General features: G+C 40.9%; 18 protein-coding genes. 6 read left to right on the top strand and 12 right to left on the bottom strand.

Annotation, left to right across the window (positions count from 1 at the left end; genetic code table 11):
* Positions 1–197: 197 nt before the first annotated feature.
* Together L0B70_RS04750 and L0B70_RS04745 are read left to right on the top strand one after the other, a co-directional pair.
* Positions 198–1715, top strand: coding sequence for an FAD-dependent oxidoreductase (locus L0B70_RS04750; protein ID WP_235143149.1), 1518 nt, complete (start codon positions 198–200; stop codon positions 1713–1715).
* 171 nt (positions 1716–1886) lie between these two features.
* A complete protein-coding gene (locus tag L0B70_RS04745) occupies positions 1887–2483 on the top strand; it encodes a superoxide dismutase (RefSeq protein WP_235143148.1) in 597 nt (198 codons plus the stop codon).
* A 58-nt stretch (positions 2484–2541) separates the two neighbouring features.
* Here the strand turns inward: L0B70_RS04745 and L0B70_RS04740 are convergent, their stop codons facing one another.
* A complete protein-coding gene (locus L0B70_RS04740; RefSeq protein ID WP_235143147.1) occupies positions 2542–2958 on the bottom strand; it encodes a DUF6146 family protein in 417 nt (138 codons plus the stop codon).
* Positions 2959–3033: 75 nt separating this feature from the next.
* Positions 3034–4236 carry an endonuclease/exonuclease/phosphatase family protein gene (locus L0B70_RS04735; RefSeq protein ID WP_235143146.1) on the bottom strand — a complete coding sequence of 401 codons (1203 nt, stop codon included), beginning with the start codon at positions 4234–4236 and terminating at the stop codon, positions 3034–3036.
* Between the two features lie 237 nt (positions 4237–4473).
* Here L0B70_RS04735 and L0B70_RS04730 point away from each other — a divergent pair, with 237 nt between their 5' ends.
* Together L0B70_RS04730 and L0B70_RS04725 are read left to right on the top strand one after the other, a co-directional pair.
* Positions 4474–7197 (top strand): TonB-dependent receptor, encoded by a 2724-nt coding sequence (locus tag L0B70_RS04730; protein WP_235143145.1) that lies wholly within the window; start codon positions 4474–4476, stop codon positions 7195–7197.
* A 19-nt stretch (positions 7198–7216) separates the two neighbouring features.
* Complete coding sequence (locus L0B70_RS04725; protein WP_235143144.1) at positions 7217–9271, top strand: DUF5689 domain-containing protein; 2055 nt, start codon at positions 7217–7219, stop codon at positions 9269–9271.
* A gap of 230 nt (positions 9272–9501) precedes the next feature.
* Here L0B70_RS04725 and L0B70_RS04720 read toward each other — a convergent pair whose 3' ends face one another.
* The 6 genes from L0B70_RS04720 to L0B70_RS04695 form a co-directional block, all read right to left on the bottom strand.
* On the bottom strand, positions 9502–9972 hold the full coding sequence (locus tag L0B70_RS04720; RefSeq protein WP_235143143.1) for a DUF6702 family protein: 471 nt from the start codon (positions 9970–9972) through the stop codon (positions 9502–9504).
* 42 nt (positions 9973–10014) lie between these two features.
* Complete coding sequence (locus L0B70_RS04715) at positions 10015–10746, bottom strand: TIGR00730 family Rossman fold protein (RefSeq protein WP_235143551.1); 732 nt, start codon at positions 10744–10746, stop codon at positions 10015–10017.
* A 32-nt stretch (positions 10747–10778) separates the two neighbouring features.
* Positions 10779–11492: a nucleotidyltransferase family protein gene (locus L0B70_RS04710; RefSeq protein WP_235143142.1), complete on the bottom strand. Its 714-nt coding sequence runs from the start codon at positions 11490–11492 to the stop codon at positions 10779–10781.
* 48 nt (positions 11493–11540) lie between these two features.
* Positions 11541–11966, bottom strand: a complete 426-nt coding sequence (locus L0B70_RS04705; RefSeq protein WP_235143141.1) for an RNase adapter RapZ — start codon at positions 11964–11966, stop codon at positions 11541–11543.
* Positions 11967–12073: 107 nt separating this feature from the next.
* Positions 12074–12484, bottom strand: a complete 411-nt coding sequence (locus L0B70_RS04700; protein ID WP_235143140.1) for a GxxExxY protein — start codon at positions 12482–12484, stop codon at positions 12074–12076.
* 24 nt (positions 12485–12508) lie between these two features.
* On the bottom strand, positions 12509–13531 hold the full coding sequence (locus L0B70_RS04695; RefSeq protein ID WP_235143139.1) for an aminoglycoside phosphotransferase family protein: 1023 nt from the start codon (positions 13529–13531) through the stop codon (positions 12509–12511).
* A gap of 53 nt (positions 13532–13584) precedes the next feature.
* Between L0B70_RS04695 and xrtF the strand changes: the two genes are divergently transcribed.
* Positions 13585–14127: an exosortase family protein XrtF gene (xrtF, locus tag L0B70_RS04690; protein ID WP_235143138.1), complete on the top strand. Its 543-nt coding sequence runs from the start codon at positions 13585–13587 to the stop codon at positions 14125–14127.
* Positions 14114–14548, top strand: a complete 435-nt coding sequence (locus tag L0B70_RS04685) for an exosortase F system-associated membrane protein (RefSeq protein ID WP_235143137.1) — start codon at positions 14114–14116, stop codon at positions 14546–14548. Before xrtF ends, L0B70_RS04685 begins: the two co-directional genes overlap by 14 nt.
* Here L0B70_RS04685 and L0B70_RS04680 read toward each other — a convergent pair.
* From L0B70_RS04680 to L0B70_RS04665, 4 genes are all read right to left on the bottom strand, one after another.
* Positions 14545–15552: a cation diffusion facilitator family transporter gene (locus L0B70_RS04680; RefSeq protein ID WP_235143136.1), complete on the bottom strand. Its 1008-nt coding sequence runs from the start codon at positions 15550–15552 to the stop codon at positions 14545–14547. The two genes, L0B70_RS04685 and L0B70_RS04680, sit on opposite strands and share 4 nt — an antisense overlap.
* 72 nt (positions 15553–15624) lie before the next feature.
* Entirely contained in the window at positions 15625–16617 is a 993-nt protein-coding gene (locus tag L0B70_RS04675) for an aspartate-semialdehyde dehydrogenase (RefSeq protein ID WP_235143135.1), read from the bottom strand.
* Between the two features lie 73 nt (positions 16618–16690).
* Positions 16691–17131 (bottom strand): hypothetical protein, encoded by a 441-nt coding sequence (locus L0B70_RS04670; protein WP_235143134.1) that lies wholly within the window; start codon positions 17129–17131, stop codon positions 16691–16693.
* A gap of 83 nt (positions 17132–17214) precedes the next feature.
* Positions 17215–19704 carry a TonB-dependent receptor gene (locus tag L0B70_RS04665; protein ID WP_235143133.1) on the bottom strand — a complete coding sequence of 830 codons (2490 nt, stop codon included), beginning with the start codon at positions 19702–19704 and terminating at the stop codon, positions 17215–17217.
* Between the last annotated feature and the right edge of the window lie 49 nt (positions 19705–19753).

The raw sequence follows: 19753 nt of genomic DNA, 5'->3' as shown, positions 1-19753 counted from the left end.
GTTATTTCTTGCTTGGTATTTCCGTTTTTAAAAAATTTATTATTCAATTTTTGGAAGTAATACATATTTTGGTTTTTTAATTATAGAAGGTCTGGTTATTTTTTCGAAATTTAAATATTTAAAAAGGCGTGAAAATTGCATTTTAGGTTTTATCGGAAAATTCTATCCGAAATATCCACCCATAAGAAAGATTTACTATGAAAAGAGACGGTCAAAATAAAAGTTTGTGGCAAAATGTTGAAATGTCGGTTCCCAAAGAAAATTCCGGGAATAAAATTGATGTGATTATCGCCGGCGCCGGCATTACGGGTCTTACCGCCGCATATTTGCTGCAAAAAGCCGGTAAAAACTGCCTTGTCATCGAAGCTGAAAATATCGGTTTTGGCACAACGGGCGGCACCACCGCGCACATCAATACATTCTACGATGCGCAGTACGATCTGGTTATGGATAATTTCGGTGAAGAAAAAGCCCATCTTTTAGCGCAGACCGGCCCCGAAGTCATCAGTAAAATAAAATCGATCATCGCCGAGCATCAAATAGATTGCGGTTTTGAAGAGCGTGATTCCTACGTTTTTTCCGTAGATAAAGAGCAAACCAAACAACTCGACAAAATGTACGAGGCCACCAAAAAAGTTGGCATTCCTACGCAAAAAGTGGAGTCCAATCCGTTTCCTATTCCGTTCGATTCGATTATTAAAATTGAAGGTCAGGCGCAATTTCATCCCACAAAATACATTAAGGCGCTGAGCGAAGAGTTTTTGAAAATGGGCGGTACGATTCTGCAGGGAGAAAAAGTTACTGATATTGCCGAAAAAGGCGCCTCCGTTTCCGCAACCACGGACCGGTCTACATATGAAGCTTCAGATTTTATCTGGGCAACGCATGTGGTGCCGAACATGAACCGCATGAACTTTCTTGCCGCGCCGTACAGAAGTTATGTTCTGGCTTTCACGCTGCTCTCCGGCGAATATCCGCAGGCGCAGGCAGAAGATATGAGCGAACCTTACCATTATTACAGAACGCAGGAAATCGACGGAAAACAATATGTTATTGCGGGCGGCGAAGACCATAAAACTGGACATCAGGACGACCCCGAATCCTGTTTTGCCGCGTTGGAAGAATATGTGCGCCAATTTTTCGATGTTGAAGAAATTACGCACCGCTGGTCTTCTCAGTTTTACACGCCAACGGATCTGCTGCCCTTTATCGGAAAAAGTCCCGGCGACCAGCATATTTACTGGGCCACGGGTTTTGACGGCAATGGAATGACGTTCGGAACGCTTTCGGCAATGATGATTTTTGACCTCATCATAACGGGTCAAAACAAATACGAAAAACTTTTCGATCCTTCCCGACTGAATGTAACTGCCGGAATTACCGATGTCTTAAAGGAAAATGCGGATGCGGTCTTTCACTTAATTACAGATAAATTTACGGCGCAGAAAATTAAAAATTTAGCGGAAATTGAAAATGGTACAGGTAAAACGGTTTCTCTTGACGGCAAAACCATGTCGGTTTACCGCGATGATGAAGGGCAGCTGTTCGCGGTAAAAAGCGCCTGCACGCACATGGGCGGTAATGTAGACTGGAATGATACGGAGAAATCCTGGGATTGTCCGTGTCACGGTGCGCGTTTCGATATTCATGGAAACGTGCTAAATGGACCGGCGACGAAACCATTAGAAAAAATAACAATTACCGATACCTTATAAATTCAACGCTCCGCAATTGGGATTTAGATTCGTGAGCGTATAATTGTAGGAAATTTAAATATTGATAAACGTTTTGTCAATGTTAAAGATTTATTAAAGTGATGCCACCTTTTTGCGATTGGCCGCCAGAATGACTAAATTTGAGATAATTAACATTTAATAAATAATATTATGGCATTCGAATTACCGAAATTAGGTTATGCTTACGACGCATTGGAACCTACGATTGATGCAAAAACAATGGAAATCCATTATACCAAACACCACCAGGGTTATGTAGATAATTTAAACAAAGCAGTTGCCGGAACGGAACTGGAAGGTAAAACTATTGAAGAAGTTTGCAAAACCGGAACAGATAAAGCAGCAGTTAGAAATAATGGTGGCGGACATTATAACCACTCGCTTTTCTGGGAAATTTTAACACCAGGAGGAAGCAAAGAACCTGTTGGAAACGTTAAATCTGCCCTCGAAAATTATGGCGGTTTCGAAAAATTTAAAACGGACTTTGCTGAAGCAGCGAAAACACGATTCGGTTCAGGTTGGGCTTGGTTGTGCAAAAAAGACGACGGTTCTGTAGCAGTTTGTTCAACTCCAAATCAGGATAATCCGTTGATGCCTGTCGCTGAGTGTGTAGGAACGCCGGTTTTGGGCCTTGATGTTTGGGAACATGCATACTACCTGAACTATCAGAATAAAAGACCTGATTATGTAACCGCGTTTTTCGATGTGATTAATTGGGATAAAGTAGAAGAAAAATTCAATAAATAGGATTTTTTCACCGTCATAAAAAAGGTTCAGAATTTTATCTGAACCTTTTTTGTGTCTGTTATCGAACGTCGGTTTGGCTTAGGCCGCGCATCTTCAAGCCGTATTTCCATTGCACATAGGCAAAAACCTGATAAAGTCTGTATTCGAATTTTAAACCGTAATTTTCGTTGGGATCATAATCGATGGAAGATTCGATTACATTACGATACCGGCCCGAAAAATAGTAAGAGTTCCATTCGGTGACAAGAAAGGAGTTTCGCGTCTTAAGATAACTTTCAGTATACATACTCATTGGTTTTGCAACGGCATTCAGGAAGTAATTGTACTGAGAGTCTAAAACGTCGAGCTCCCATTCACCTTCATCGTTTTTTGCGGGTTTTATTTCGGAATTTTCTTTATGGTTGGCAATTTTATTTTGCGGCGAACAACTCAAAATAAAGAAGCAAACAAGAAGAAATGAGATTATTTTTTTCATAATGTAATTTTAAGTTAAAGGTATAAAAAAATAAAACCGGAGCGCCAACTCCGGTTTCTATATTAATTTAAAATTTTACTTGCCAGGTTTGTATACTTTCTGGACGACGGAAACCGCCGGGAAGTGATCACTGTAACCACCTGTAAAACGGTCGCCATCCCAGGATCTGAGGGGATAGCCTTTCCATTGTCCTGCATTATTTACCAAATAGGATGGGGCATAAATTTCCGCTTTGTAAATGGTATAAGTTGGCGTTAATTTTTCGTTTGAATAAAGATTTTTGGAAACGATAATCTGGTCGAAAAGATTCGGTGCGTCGCGGTAAGCCAAAGAAGCGACGCCTGCTTTATAGAGTTTCGCCATCAAATTATAATACGGCGATTTTTCCGAAAGCTGAGAAGGATCGCCCACCGCACCCAGAATTTTCCGAACGCTTGCGCTTACAGGATCATCGTTGAAATCTCCCATGGCGAAGAGTTTTGTGGCGGGATCTTCGGCTCTTATTTTGTCCATTTCGTCTTTCAAAACCTTTGCGGCGGCAGCCCGTTTTGGTAAAGAACGCGCTTCGCCACCACTTCTGGAGGGCCAGTGATTCATAAAAACGGCTACTTTTTCTCCATCCAGAACTCCTTTTACCACCAGCACGCCGCGGGTGTAGGTTCTGTAGCCGTCGTCATTAAAAATAACGATGTCTTTTACGTAAGATTCGGTGACTTTGAACCTGTTTTTTTGATAAATGATGGCGATATCGATTCCTCTCGCATCGTAAGAATTGTAATGTACGATCCCGTAATTGCTTTTAACCAAAGCCGGCTGCGAGATGAGATCCTGAATAACCTGACGGTTTTCCACTTCAATTAGCCCTACAATAACCGGATTGTCGTTGGTGTACTGCCGGCCGAGTTCGGAAATTACTTTCGATTCGTTGGCTAATTTTTGATTGTATTTCTCTTTATTCCAGTTCTTGGCGCTGTTTTCGGTGAAGTCGTCGGCAAGGATCTGATGACGGATTACTTTTTTACCCAACAGCAGGGAATCGCTCCAGATGCCTTTGTATTCTTCCGTCGTCTCCAGATATTGCAGAGAATCGATCGGAACGCTTCTGTGAAAGGCGGGATTGTGAACATCTTTTGTTCCATCGATATAATCGGCGGAAGGCACCGTATCCCAAAAATTTTCTACGTTTAGGAAAGCGATGGTCGCCCTTTGTACTTGTTTCTGCTGAGAAAACATAAAGCTGAAACTAACCACGCCAAATAATATAAAGATTCTTTTCATAATAGCACATAAAATTTAGGCGATAAAATTACATATAATTTTTCAATGCAGGGACTTAAAAAGGGAGCCGGCTGCCGCTGGTAAATAAATTCGAATGATCTAAAAGGATGATGATATTAATAATGATTAACACCGATTTAAGAGAATAAACTGTTAAATATGTTTAACTTAACAAAATTAAGTTTAAATTTGTTGCCCCTAAAAAAGTGTTATTAGAAGGGAATTAAATAATTAGTTATGATAAAAAAATTATCCTTAATCTCATTGTTTACGTTGCTTCCGGCCTCATATTATTTTGCACAGACTACGGTTTACGCTTATGTGAAAGATATGGAAGGAAAAACCGTTGAGAATGCAGAGATTGATCTTGGAGAATATACAGATGATGTAAAGACGGACAAGATTGGCTACTTTCAGTTTGTCGATATGCAGCCGGGTCACTACGTGATTACCGTTTACAAACAAAGCTTTGAAGCGAAGATCATCGAGTTTGATGTAACCGCCGCTGAAAAAAGAAAAGATTTGGGCGTAATCAGTTTAAATGTGGCCGCAAATCCTGTTGCGGGCGTAATGGTAATTGATGATGCGTCTGCGGATAACGATGAGGGCGGTTCTTCCATGCAGCCTACCGTTGGGCTTTTAAGTGCCGGCAGGGATACTTTTCAAAATATTACTGCCTTTGAATTGGGCGCGTACTGGTTTCGACCAAGAGGTGTAGAAAACCGGTATGAAGACGTTCTTTTCAACGGTATTTCCATGTCTAAAAATGACGATGGAAAAGTTGATTTCAGTAACTGGGGCGGTTTAAACGACGTTACAAGATACCCTTACGAATCGGTAGACAATATTACACCTTCAGAATATTCTTTCGGAAATTTAGGCGGTGTGGTTTATTATAACACAAGAGCTTCTACCTACAGAAAACAAACTTCTTTGGCGTATTCCTTTACAAACAGAAGTTATTTTCACCGGGCCATGGCAACATATTCCAGCGGTTTGTCTAAAAAAGGTTGGGCGTTCACTTTTTCCGGAAGCAGAAGATGGGCGGACGACGGCGTAATCGACGGAACATACCAGGATTCATACGCATACTTCGGCGCCATCGAAAAGCAGTTTAACTCCAGACACTCTATTAATCTAACCGCATTCGGATCGCCTACCTACAGAGCCAATAACTCTCCAAATACACAGGAAACTTACGATATCCTGGGGAAAGATTATAATGCGTACTGGGGTTGGCAGGATGGCGAAAAAAGAAATTCCAGAATTCGAAAAGTTTTCGAACCGGTGTTCATGCTAACTGATTACTTAAAATTAGGAAAAACAAGCAACTGGATAAATACGGTTTCCTATCAGTTCGGGAGAGACGGAAGAAGCCGTTTAGACTGGTTCCACGCGGCGGATCCGAATCCAACTTACTATAGAAAATTACCCAGCTACGGCATTTTGTCTGAAGACGAGTTTAAAGCACAGTCCCAAATCGATTGGGAAAGTCTTTACCAGGCCAATTACATCAACCGATATGATATGGATGGCAATGAGCACGGCGCCGTATACTCCATAGTGGAAGATGTTAACAAGGATAAAACCTTAAATTTTGCCTCTCACTTTGATACAAAACTGCAGGACAACTGGAAACTGAATCTAAACTTTAACTATCAAAATCTGCAGTCCGATAATTTCCGCGAGGTTAAAGATCTTTTGGGCGCTTTATATGCGAATAACCTGAATGCATTTGGTAACGACAGTCCTTATGATACCGATAACCCCGATACAAAAGTGTACGTGGGAGACAGAACACAATATTCCTATGATCTTTTGAGAAACCAATACAGTTTAAATGCTTCTTCGGAGATCGACTTTGCAAAATGGAATGTAATGGCTTCCGTATTTACGTCCTACTCCGAGTCACAGAGAGACGGCAAATTCCGTCATGCCATGTATGCAGACAGTAAAGGAAAAAGCAGTCTTTTCAATTCCTTTGATGCAGGTATGAAAGGAAGAGTTACTTACAAAGTAAACGGCAAAAACTTTATCGTATATAATGGAGCCTTCTTTAGTTTAGCACCTACATTAAATGAAATCTTTATTAGTCCCCGCGTAACCAATTTAATTACGGCCAATATCGAAAACCAGATCATTAATTCTAATGATTTGAGTTATATCGTACGTGGACAAATTTTAAAGTTAAGATTGAGTGGTTATTACACCAGCATTAATAACGCAACAGAAATTTCCCGGTATTACGCGGATATTACAAACGGTGTGGGAGACAGCGGAAATGCTTTGGTAGCTGAAGTTTTGAGCGGCATTAACAAGTCGTACAAAGGCCTGGAACTCGGCACTGAAGTAAAAATTACACCAACCCTTAGTGCAACCGGTGTAGCCAGTTATGGCGATTACACCATTACCAACAATCCAAAAGTTAGAACTTTCGATGATGATTACGGCTTAAGAAACTATGGAACAGCTTATCTCAAAAATTATAAAGTAGCGGGGACACCACAAAAAGCCTACTCGTTCGGTTTGCGGTACAACTCCCCGAAATACTGGTGGTTAGGCGCAACAGCGAATTATTTGCAGGATCAGTACTTAGATTTTTCTGCGCTTAACAAAACAGCGGCACTGTTTACCGATCCGGTTACGGGTGATAACTATCCCGGCGCAACGCCTGAGGCTATTGCCGCAATTACCGCACAGAAAAAATTTGATGATCAGTTTATGTTGAATGCCAACGCCGGAAAATCTTTCCTGCTTGGCAAATACCGAATGGGACTGAGTTTGAGTGTAAATAATATTTTGAATAACAGAGATTACGTAACCGGCGGTTTTGAACAGGGCAGAGCCGTAAACTTTCCCGAAGCTTTGGCAGAATCCCAAAGAGACAAACCTTACTTCGGCCCGAAATTATGGTATGACCGCGGAACAACCTTCTTCGCAAACGTTTATTTAAGGTTTTAATTAATTACAATATATCCAAATGAAAAAATACAGTTCATTTTTTAAGATTTTATTCCTTGCTTTCGCAGCACTTTTTATGACGGGTTGCGTTCACGATGATAAATATGATGAGCCAAACCTCGACAACAGCCAATGTCAGGATCTCACGGCAACGCTTACGATTGCGCAGGTAAAAGCGTTTTATACGGGTACAACCTACGTTTTCCCCAGCACTTCCACAGACGTCATGGAAGGTTATGTTTCTTCAACCGACGAAACAGGAAATATCTATAAAACCATTTATATTCAGGATGCCCCTGTAAATCCTACGCAGGGATTCGTCATCAGTGTAGATGCGGTAAGCACGTACACTAAATTTCCGCAGGGCTCGAAGATTTATATTAAATTAAATGACCTCGCTTTAGGAACTTACGGCGGCTTGGTTCAGTTAGGCGTAAAAGATGAATTGGTAACCACGACAAACGGAGTTTCCAGAATTCCGGAGAAAGCAGTTGCGGCACATATTTTCAGATCCTGCAGTATTCGCGAACAAATAGTCCCGAAAGTTCTTACTTTGCAGGAAATGGCGGGTAACGACAAGCTGTTGGGTGCTTTGGTTCAGGTAAATGATGCCGAATTCGACAAAAAAACCCTTTGCAGTACTTTTGCACCAGACGGTTTTACGGTTGACAAGCAACTGAACGATCCTACTGCCTCGCTTACCACAAGAGTTGTTAGAAACAGCGGTTTTGCCTCTTTCGCCAACCAGCAGTTGCCCGCGGGTAAAGGCGCGTTTATCGGGATTTTTAGTAAATTCAATTCCAGTTATCAGCTCTACATCAACAAAGTTGAAGATTTAGCCGATATGACTCACTTTCCACGAAAAGATGGACTTACCGCTAATCCTTGTATTTACGACCCCGCTAATTTGGCACCGAAAACCGTTGCAGAAGTGAAGCAGCTTTTCAGCGGCTCATTAACTACAATAACGGGAGATTTTGTTTTAAAAGGAAAAGTGACGGCAAATGACGAAACCGGAAACCTTTTCAAATACATTTATGTCGAAGATGAAACGGGTGGAATTCGCGTAAACATCAATAAAACGGGTCTTTATCAGGATGCCAGATTCAAAGTTGGAAAAGAGATCTATATCAAACTTAAAAATCTTTATATCGGAAATGTAAGCGGAGAGCTGCAGTTGGGCGCCTTATTTAACGGCAATGTGGGACAGATAGAAGAAGCTGATGTTTACAAAGTTTTCTTCGATACCAACAAACCTGCAACTCCGGTGATACCTACTGAAAGAACAATTGGCGACCTTTCAACGGCAGATGTTGGCCGATGGATCAAAATCAAAAACGTGCAGTTTAAGAGTTCTGAGATTGGGAATTCTTATGCCACCACTTTACCAAGCAACAGAACACTGGAAGACTGCAGCGGAAAAACAATTGTTGTCAGAACCAGCAACAGAGCCACGTTCGCGGGCGAAGAAATCGATGATGGCAAGGGTGACGTGTATGCAATTCTAAGTATTTTCAATGGTCAATATCAGTTATGGCTTCCGAAACAGATAAATGCTGATTTCGATAACAACAGATGCGACGGGTCCAGTCCGGCAAGCATCATTTTTAAAGATGATTTCCAAAGCGGACTCGATACGAACTGGAAGATATTCAATATCGCGGGACCGCAAACCTGGACGACTTCAAATCAGGGCGCCGGAAATAATTTTTACGGGGTGATGAATGGGAGCGGAGTTGCCAATGAAGATTGGTTGGTTTCTAAAGAAATCTCGTTATCCGGATTTAATAAGTATTCGGTTTCTTATTTAACAGATGGAAACGGAAGCAACGCGAATCCGATTCAGGTTTTAATCACCGATGCTTATTCAGGCGATCCTGCCACTACAACGTGGACACCTTTAACAGGAAAAATAGATACTGTTTTGAATGGATTTGGCTTCGAAACCTCCGGAAGAGTTAATATTACTTCCTACGCCGGTAAGAAAATTCGGGTAGCGTTTAAATATATCAGTACTCCAACAGGTTCTGCAACGTGGGAGATCGATAATGTACAGGTAAAAGGGATGAACTAAATTAATCCTTGTGATTAAGATTTAGAAGAAGGGCTGCAATTATTTGCAGCCTTCTTTTTTTGGAAAAGCTTTGAAGATCGGATATTGCGTTAATGATGGAAGCGACGCAACATCCCAAAAAATGATTGTTAAACAATTTCATCCATCGTACGACCCGGTAACATTCACTATTAAACAAATAAGAACCTCAGCTGATGCTGAGGTTCTTATTTGTTACGAAGAGTGTGGTTTTAAAAACTTACTTCGTTAACTTCCTTGCCACGTTGGAAATTCATTGTTTTCTGATTTCCTTTGTAAGCAATATTCACAAGATTAAACTGTTTTGGAAAGGTTCCCAGCATTATCGTGTTCTTTATTTTGAGTGTTTTAATGTCGGAAACGCCGCCTGCTTCAAAATAAACCCAAACAGACTCGCCGTTAATCTGGCTTCCTGTGAAGGTTAAGGTTTTCGCACCACCGTTCACATAAAGATCGAAATTGTTATTCACATATTTTTTAACTTCAGCTTCAAATCCGGCCGTAGCAGGATCGATTTTGATGGCATCGGAAATATGAGACTTGTTCATTTTCGTAGTAAATTTTAAGGTTTTACTGCCCTCTACATAATCGACTTTGGTCATGGATGAGTAGAAATCTGCACCTGCAAAACTCATCATCATCAATACTGCCAAAATCCCTGTAATATGTAAAAACTTTTTCATTTTATTGTTTGTATGGTTCTATCCGCTCAAATATAATGCCAACTAAAAGTTAACGTTAACCGTGTATTTATCGTAAAATGCCTTAATATGGGCTACGGCATCGTCGGCAGTATCTACCACGCGGTAAAGGTTCAGATCTTCCTCGGAAATCATCCCGTTTTCCAAAAGAGTGCCTTTAAACCAATCCAACAATCCGCCCCAGTATTTTGAGCCCACCATCACGATCGGGAACTTCCCGATTTTGTTGGTTTGAATGAGCGTGATGGCTTCCATCAGTTCATCCAACGTCCCAAAGCCACCCGGCATGACGACAAACCCCTGAGAATATTTCACAAACATCACTTTCCGCACAAAAAAATAATCGAAGTCGATATTGTATCCTTTGTCGATGTAGGGATTAAAGTGCTGCTCAAAAGGCAGATCGATATTCAGTCCAATGGATTTTCCACCGCCTTCGCGTGCGCCTTTGTTGCCCGCTTCCATGATGCCGGGACCTCCACCGGTAATAACGCCAAAACCGATATCGGTTATTTTTTGGGCGATTTCTGCGGCCAGATTATAATATTCGCTGTCGGGCGCCAGGCGCGCAGACCCGAAAATTGAAACGCAAGGGCCTATTTTCGCCAGTTTTTCGTAGCCGTCCACAAACTCTGCCATAATTTTGAAAACCATCCAGCTGTCTTTGGTAATGGTTTCATCCCAGGTTTTCTCGCTGAAAGAACTTTGAACTTTTTGATCGATCTCAAATGCCGGACCAGCAGCTTCTTTCGTCATTCCTTTGCCTCTGTTTATCTTACTCATTCTGTTTATTTAAAAATTTTTTCGGCCGCTAAAATAGATTCCGGCCTTCCGACATCAATTAAATTTGCATGATGTTCAAAACCATGAATTTCTTCCGTATGTATCAAATCCAGATATTCTTCCATGATAGAAAATTTACCTTTTCGTTTGATCTTCTTAAAAATTCGGGGATTAATGCAGTGTATGCCACTAAAAGCCAGGGGTTTAAATCCTTTGTTGAATTCTGCCAGGCGTTGCTCACCGGTTTGTACGTTCAGCCAACCGCGCAGAATCATCGCTTCATTGAAAAGCAATTTTCGCGAGCTCACTCTATCGGAGACGGCTAATGTAGCGAAATCTTTCTTTTCCTGATGATATTTAATAAAACTGTTTAAATCCAGATCCGTTAAAATATCCGCGTTCATGATTAAAAAATCTTCGTCGAAGTCCAGAAATTTCCGCGCAAAAACCAGTCCGCCACCCGTTTCCAAAAGTTCAGCCTTCTCATCGGAGAACTCTATTTTGGCACCGAAATTACTGTTTTTCTTCACAAAATCTACAATTTGATTCCCAAAATGGTACACGTTGATTACGAAATCATTAATGCCGTAACTTTGCAGATACTTGATGTTTCTTTCGAGCAACGGAACGCCATTAACAACCGCCAGCGCTTTTGGATGATGATCTGTAAAGGGTTTCAGGCGGGTGCCCTTACCGGCCGCGAATATAAGTGCTTTCATTTTGTTTGATGCTTGATTACCGATAACTGATTTTATTTGCAAAAAATATCAATGATCTTTCAGTGCTGATGAATTGAGCTGAGGTTGCTCATCGTGCTGAACCGTCACCTGTGTCTGCGGATATTTTTCCTTCACAAAAACAGCAATTTTTTCGGCGCAGTAAACTGAACGGTGCTGCCCGCCCGTACATCCAAAATTGATCTGCAAATGTTCGAAGCCGCGCGACAAATAATTATCGATGTTGATGGAAACCATCTTTTTTGCGAGGTCCAGAAAACCGGGCATTTCCGTTTTGGTTTCCAAATAATCTTGAACGCCGCTGTCGCAACCGGTCTGTTGTTTATACTCCTCAATCCGTCCCGGATTCAAAATTCCGCGGCAGTCAAACGTGAAACCGCCACCATTACCGCTGGTATCTTTTGGTATTCCGCCTTTTTTGTAGGAAAAACTGTGTATTTCGATTTTTAAACTCATTGTTATTTTTAAATGTATTTTATGATGACCATTGAATTAATAGTAACGGCGTCACGTAATATTTGCTGTTTATATTTTTAACATTAAGGCATTAAGTCTCATTAAGATTAATCTGGTAACGATGTAAAATATTCGTTAACCAGAGGTTTTAAAGATTTGGTAATATTTTCTGTATAGAAATTAATCAGTAAGCCCTGTGGCTTTTCGAGCAATTTCATGTAGGTTAAAAGTTGTGCCTGATGAACAGGTTTTAATTCTTCTACCGTTTTTAATTCTACGACCACCAGATCGTTAACCAGCAAATCGATTTTTAAACTTGTTTCAATCAGCAAACCATCATAAACAACATTGGCCGTTACTTGCTGCTTAACGGAGTAGCCATTTCTTTCAAGTTCGAACCTCAGGCAGGTTTCATAAATACTTTCCAGTAATCCTGGCCCAAGATTTTTATGAACTTTTATCGCAAAACCAGTAATGTCGTAAGACAGTTGCGTTACCTGCTTTTTTGTTGCTGCCATTTCATCTTAATTTTTCTTAATACCTTAATGGTCCAAAGTCATTTCCTTAATTTTATGTTTAATGGTTTCGGATTGCAGCGCTGCAATTATTTTCCGCAGTTCCGGATAATCTTCCATTTCCGTCCACGACTCGGAGAATTCTGAAAGGTTTTGGATGCCCAAACCAATGCTGGAGATGAAATGCGCTTTTCTTTGAATGAGGCCACGGAAACCATAAGCGCCCAAAACTTGCAGAAAGCGGATCAGTTTAATGGGTTCCAGTGCCTTTTTTAAATGCGCAACTTTAACTTCATCCTTCCAAAGGGAAAAATAATAATCCAGCATTTCATTTTTAAAATCTTCGGGAAAATTGGCTTTTGCCTGAAATAAGAAGGAAACAACATCATACATCAATGGACCTTTCATAGCAGATTGATAGTCGATAAAGTGAACGTTTTCCGTGTTATCCACCATAATATTGCGCGCCTGAAAATCGCGGATCATCAAACCCGTCGGTTCCAGATTTTCGATAAGTGCCACGAGGGCTTTAAATTCCCGCAGCAACGAGGCTTTGTGATACGGAATTTCTAAAACGTCGGCGATGAAACTTTTAAAATAAAATAAATCGTTCAGGACCGGAAGTTCATCATACTTTTCATATTCAAACGTTTTTGAATAATCGATAAGCCCGGCAGTTTCAGTTTGAAGAGTATATAATTTTGCGAGCGTCTGTTTTACGAGGAATTTCGTGCGGTCGGAAAGTCCGTCGGTTGAAATGATCTCAGACAAAGTATGTTCGCCCAAAAATTCCTGAATGTAGAATTGCCGGTCTGCAGAAATCTTTAAAACCTTGGGTGTATTTAAATATAAACGGGAAAAAAGCTGCGAAAAGTAGTAGAAACTCTCGTTTTCCGCCAAATTCGTGTTCAAGGTGATGATGTATTTTGTGGTGGAATTTTTGCCGACAAAATTAATTCGTGCAGAGCCGCTTTGTGCTAAGGTAAAAAATTCGGCGGCCTTTTCACCTAGAAATTCTTCGAAAAAAAGTTGGGCCTTTTCGTTGGTCATACTTTTACAAATATAGGGAAATTACAATTTTAGAAAAGATTATATTTGTCTTAATGTTTAGCGATTTCAAACCGGTTCTCAAGATTCTCCTGCGTTTTATCCTCATTTATGTGGTGATGGTTTTGGCGTATCAGTTTTACTTGAACGAATTTAAAAATACGGGTCTGGATCCTTTTTCCCGTTGGGTAATGGAGCAAACGACGTTTGTACAGAACTTTCTGGGTTATCCGTCGAAGATGATTCCGGGAAAACCGCAGCAGGAAACAACGTGGTTTTTTGTAAGCGGAAAATATGTGTCGCGAATGGTAGAAGGCTGTAACGCCGTGTCCGTAATGATTTTATTCCTCTCCTTTATTTTCGCTTTTTACAAAGGCTTCAAAACTTTTCTTTTCGTCGGCGCGGGTGTTCTGTGCCTGCACGTGATGAATGTTTTGCGGATTGCCGGCCTGAATGTGCTGCTCGTCGAATTGCCGCAATATTCCCGGATCGGACACGACTATCTTTTTCCGGCGATTATTTATGGGAGTGTGGTGGTGCTTTGGCTGCTTTGGATTAAATTATTTGCTTTAAAAGAACCGGAAAATGAAAATTCTTAGGTGGTTTTTGGTGATATCCGCAATTTTTGGTCTCATCGCGGTGCGGATGCTCGAAGATAAAATCTTTTACGATCCTTTTCTGTATTACTTTCACGAGGCAAACAAAAATGCTGACTTCCCCGAGTTTGCATGGCTGAAGCTCGTTGTTAACCATCTTTTTCGCTTTCTCCTAAACCTGATATTCTCTTGTGCCGCGGTTTTTTTTATTTTTAAAAATAAAAAATGGACCATACAGGCGGGCGTTTTAATGCTGATTGTTTTTGCGATTACCTTACCGATCTACCTCTACTGCATCCACACGAAATTTGAAATCGGCTATCTCTTCTCTTTTTATATGCGTAGATTCGTCATTCAACCCTTAATTTTGTTGCTCATCATTCCGTTGTTTTATTACCGAAAACAAATGGCGGGCAAAATTTAGAATTTTGTATTCACGTCGTGTTTATTTTCCTGAGCAATATTTTTGTAGTTCCATCCGATTTTTTTGACGAAAGGTCTTTCCCGAACAGGACATCCAAAAAGTTGGCAAATCTCGCAGGATAAAGGTTTACAATCATCTAAATGGAAATTGAATTCGATCTCGCGATCGGTATTTTCGCCAATCAGTTTATAAAGCTCTTCCATGGAGTTATGTGCTTTTCGCAGTTCAAAATACCACGGAATCGTTAAATGCGCGTCGATATGAAGACCGCTGCCGTGCTGCTGGATTCGCATGTTGTGAATGTCGATCCACTCAGGTTTCCGGTTGTCATTCAGAAAACTTGAGAGACGCGAGAGCATGTCGAGATCAGCTTCATCCATAATTCCACTTAAAGCTTTTCGGATGATCTTGTAACCCACAAACATAATATAACCTCCAAAAAGCAGTGCCACCACGCCGTCGATCCAGTAGATTTTCGTAAAATAAACCAAAACCAAACTGAGTACAACGCCCAAAGTGGTAAACGTATCACTCTGCAGATGTTTCCCGGAGCTTTGAAGCACAAGGGAATTCTCCTTAACGCCTTTTTTATAAGAAATGTAACCGATCAAATAATTAATTCCGGCTGTAACCGCGATAATGAGAATTCCCCAGTCCAGTTTTTGCGGAATATTGCCTTCCAACAACGAATTGACAGATTGCACAATGATGATGACGCCGGCGAAAATAATAAGCGCGCCTTCAATTCCGGACGTTACGAATTCCACTTTGCCATGACCGTACGGATGTTCGCGGTCTTTCGGTTTCGCCGCCAGATACAGCGAATACAGACCCATAAAAGCGGCAATGATGTTCACAATACTTTCCATCGCATCGGAAAAAACCGCGTCGGAATTGGTTAAATGCCAGGCGATGAGTTTCGCAATGAAAAGGGCAATTCCGATGATGGCCACCCATCGCTGAAAGGTGAAACTGGTGGTGGTGGAATCAGCGTTTTCTGTCATTACAGTTCTATTACAGTTATCATAAATGTTTGAGGCGTCTAATTAAAAATGCTCACCTTCGTGAGCATTTGTTTAAACCAATTTGTTTTCGAGCAGATACTCCGCGATCTGCACGGCGTTTGTTGCGGCGCCTTTGCGGAGATTATCGGCGACGATCCACATGTTGAGTGTCTTCGGTTGGGAAATGTCCCGTCGGATTCTTCCGACGAAAACCTCATCTTTTCCTTCCGCGTACAGCGGCATCGGGTAAATTTTATTTTTAACGTCGTCGAGAACAACTACGCCGGGCGTATTGGAAAGAATGTTTCGGATCTCCGCAAGGTCAAATTCATTTTCAAATTCGATATTCACACTTTCGGAATGTCCGCCCTGTACGGGAACCCGAACTGCTGTGGCGGTAATATTGAAGGTGTTGTCGCCTAAAATCTTTTTGGGTTCCGTCATGAGTTTAATTTCCTCTTTCGTGTAATCATCATCAGAAAAAACATCGCACTGTGGCAAAGCATTTTTAAAGATTTCGTACGGATACACTTTTCCGGCCTCTTTATTTCCGGCGATTTCTGCGTTGAGCTGATCGACGGCATTTTTCCCGGTGCCCGTCACCGATTGATAGGTGGAAACGATAACGCGTTTCAGGTTATATTTTAAATTTAAAGGATGCAAAACCATCACCAGCTGAATGGTGGAACAGTTTGGGTTGGCGATGATCTTATCGTCTTTCGTCAATTCTGTTGCATTGATTTCGGGAACAACGAGTTTTTTGTCGGCTTCCATTCGCCACGCAGAAGAATTGTCGATGACCGTAGTTCCCACGGCGGCGAACTGAGGCGCAAACTCCAGAGAAGTTGTTCCGCCGGCGGAAAACAGGGCGATTTCGGGCATCATGTCGATCGCCGTTTGCATGGACACAACTTGAAAGTCTTTTCCTTTAAAAGTAACAACTTTGCCCACCGATTTTTCGGACGCCACGGGAATCAGTTCGGTAAGAGGAAAATTTCTTTCCTCTAAAACTTTTAACATCACCTGGCCCACCATTCCGGTTGCGCCTACAAGTGCTACTTTCATTTTATAAGTAATTATTGATAATTTTAAAAAGAATGAACAGGTATAAGCTGCCTCTTTTTACACGAAGTTATAACTATGCGCCGAAAACTCTTGTCCACGGGAAGGCATAGGCAAACAGCAAGACTGCGACAACGCCCATAATTACAATTCCGAAGTTGAGTTTTTCGTTGGTTTTTAATTTTTTGTTGATGATGGTCATCAAAACTGCACCTACAACCATAGAGAAAGGGTGTTCTACAAATGTTTGTCTGTTGTACGAGTCGCTCATTAATGTTCCACCGTCTAAAGCGGCTTTAAAACCGGGAGAAAAGATGAATAACAAAACAATCCCAATCAGGGCCTGAATATGGAACATAATCATCGTAAATAACGTGGATTTTTTGAGCAGTTTGGAAATCTTTCCGGAGTAGCCAAACATGCAGACGAGCAGTGATACAAGGAAAACTGCCACAAGAAGCAGAACGAGGTAACCGAATCCTTTGTGTGCCTGAAGAAAAATGTTGTAAAAATCCATAATGTTATTTTTAAGTTAAGCGCAAAGATAAAAAAAATCCCGACGAATGCCGGGATTAAAGTTGATAATGAGGTTGCTATTTACTAGAAAGTAAATGTTACCGAAGCGTTCCATGTTCTTCCGAATCCGAAATATACCTGGTTGCCATCTGCAATACCATCATAGATTCTACCAGCTTCCTGATAAGTCTGTGCATTTGCAGCAGAACTTACTTTATCTGTAGGTAAAATACTTGTTCTTGATTCTGCGATATAAGTTTCATCCAGCACATTGTTTACGTTAACTCTGAATCTGAAACCTTGGTCTTTGTTCAATTTAAATTTAAAAGAAGCTCCGGCATCAAGAAGTCCGAAAGAAGGCAGTTCAATCGCCTCTCTTCTGGTGTCTATACTTGCGGCAGGATCGTAGCTGGAATAAAGTTTATCGGCATAACGGTAACTTGCATCAAGAGAGAACCAGTTAGTTACGTCTAAATCTGCTCCTAAAGATGCGGTAAGTTGAGCGGCGTCGCCTACTTTTACGTCTTTAATTAAAAGTTGACCTGCTTTAATAACTTCTCTTGTTTCATCGTCAACGAAAGAAGCGGTAACGTCTTTGTTGTAATACCAGTCACCCACAGATAACATACCGTTGATTCTTAATTTGTTGATCGCTTTCACAACAAAATCAAGTTCCACCCCCTGGTGAATTTCGTTGATTCCTAAAACGCTTGCATAATAGGTTTTATTTGCAACAGCATCACGGTAAGAGATTCTTTTGTAGATATCATCCCAAGATGTTCTGTACACGTTTACGTTTGCATCTAAAATAGGTGATCTGTACCCGTAACCGATTTCTGCCGAGAAAATCTTCTCGTTCGTCAGGTTTTCGTTGATGTCGTTTCTATTATTTAAAAATACAGCACCAAAGAAAGGTTGTCTTTCGTAGTAACCAATGTTACCAAAAATGTTACTTGTGGAAGAGATATTGAAGTTTGCACCCCCTTTAACGTTATAACCGGTAAGGCTTTGGTTTTTGGTTTTTTGTTCGTTCGGAGCGTACAGGAAGTAATCTACTCTTTGGAAACCCTGGTTGGAAACAGATCCCTGAACAAATGCAGAAATTAGATCGTTCGAGTATTCTAACTGACCGAAACCTCCTAACCATTTTACAATCCCATCATTATAATAAACGATTTTCTCTTCGTTGGTTTTGCTTCCGAATGGATTCCAGTTTGGCGTCGCACTATAAGTGTTGGTTAACTGTCTGTTTGGATTGTTAATGTCGGTATTGTCTACAATATATTTCGCGCCTAAAAGATCTGAAGATACTCTGTAGTGAATTCCTTTGTAATATCTGGCATCCACACCTACGGAGAAGTTTAAATTCTCGTTGATTTTGTGATTGAAACTGGAGATTGCTCCAATCCAGTTATGAGAGTTGATGGATGATCTTCTGGTGAAAACAGCATTAGCACCAGTTCCTGGAGCAGCAATTGCTTGGTTTGCCTCCACGATTGCGTCGAAATCGATATATCCTTCAGAGGTTCTGAAACCATTTTCGGTTTTGTTGTTCACTTTTCCTAAAGTTCCAGTTCCACCACCTCTACCAAATGAAGCATAAACCACAGTTGATAATTTAGAAGCAGGAGAAATGGTCCAGTCCCAGTTTAAGGACATTACCGGTTTGTGATAATAATTTCTGGCAAAAGAATATTCTCTTCTTACACCTGTCTCATCACTTTTGTAACCCCAGTTAAGGTTATATCTTCTGTCGATCTCCCCGTTTTCGCTGTATTTTTGATATTCTGCAATTGTGGGTGAAAAAGATCTTTGGTTGTGCCATTGCGGCGCGCCCGTAATCGTAAATTGTAAATCGTGTTTTTCAGAAGGGTTAAATCCTAAAGCAAAATAGTAGTTGTACCCTTCGAATTCAGTTCCGTCTGCGTACATTGAACCTGCTGTTCTGCTCACTAAGAATGAAGAAGACCAACCTTTTTCGGATTTTCCTGTGTTGTAAGAAAATAAGGATTTGTAATAACCATCATTACCCACACCTAAAGTAACATTCGCCTGTCTTTTTTTATCTGCTGATCTGGTTAAAATGTTAATGGTTCCACCAACAGAAGCAATAGCCAGTTTTGAAGAACCTAAACCTCTCTGAACCTGCATTGCAGAAGTTACATCCGCAAGTCCGGCCCAGTTCGACCAGTATACAGAACCGTTTTCCATGTCATTAATCGGAACCCCGTTGATCAATACGGCAGTATTTACCTGATCAAATCCACGAACATTCACTCTGGAGTCTCCAAAACCACCGCCTCCTTTCGTTGCGTAAACGGAAGGTGTTGTGTTTAGAATTTCCGGAAATTCCTGGTTACCCAGTTTTTTAATGATCTGCTCTTCTTTGATGGTAGAGACTGCTACGGGAGTTTTTCTGTCTTTCGCAAGATCGGCAACACCGGTTAATACCACCTGCTCAATGTCTGCTTCTCTGTTCAAAGTATCTTTCACAGACTGCGCATAATATACGCTTGCCGTTGAAAGAGTGATAACCACCGTTAACATCGATTTTTTTAACAAAATACTTTTCATAAATTTTAGACTTATTTTTAGTTCTAATTAATTTTTTGCAAAACTATTT

The sequence above is a fragment of the Kaistella sp. 97-N-M2 genome, assembly GCF_021513235.1.
GTDB lineage: Bacteria > Bacteroidota > Bacteroidia > Flavobacteriales > Weeksellaceae > Kaistella.
This window is presented reverse-complemented; position numbering and strand designations above follow the sequence as displayed.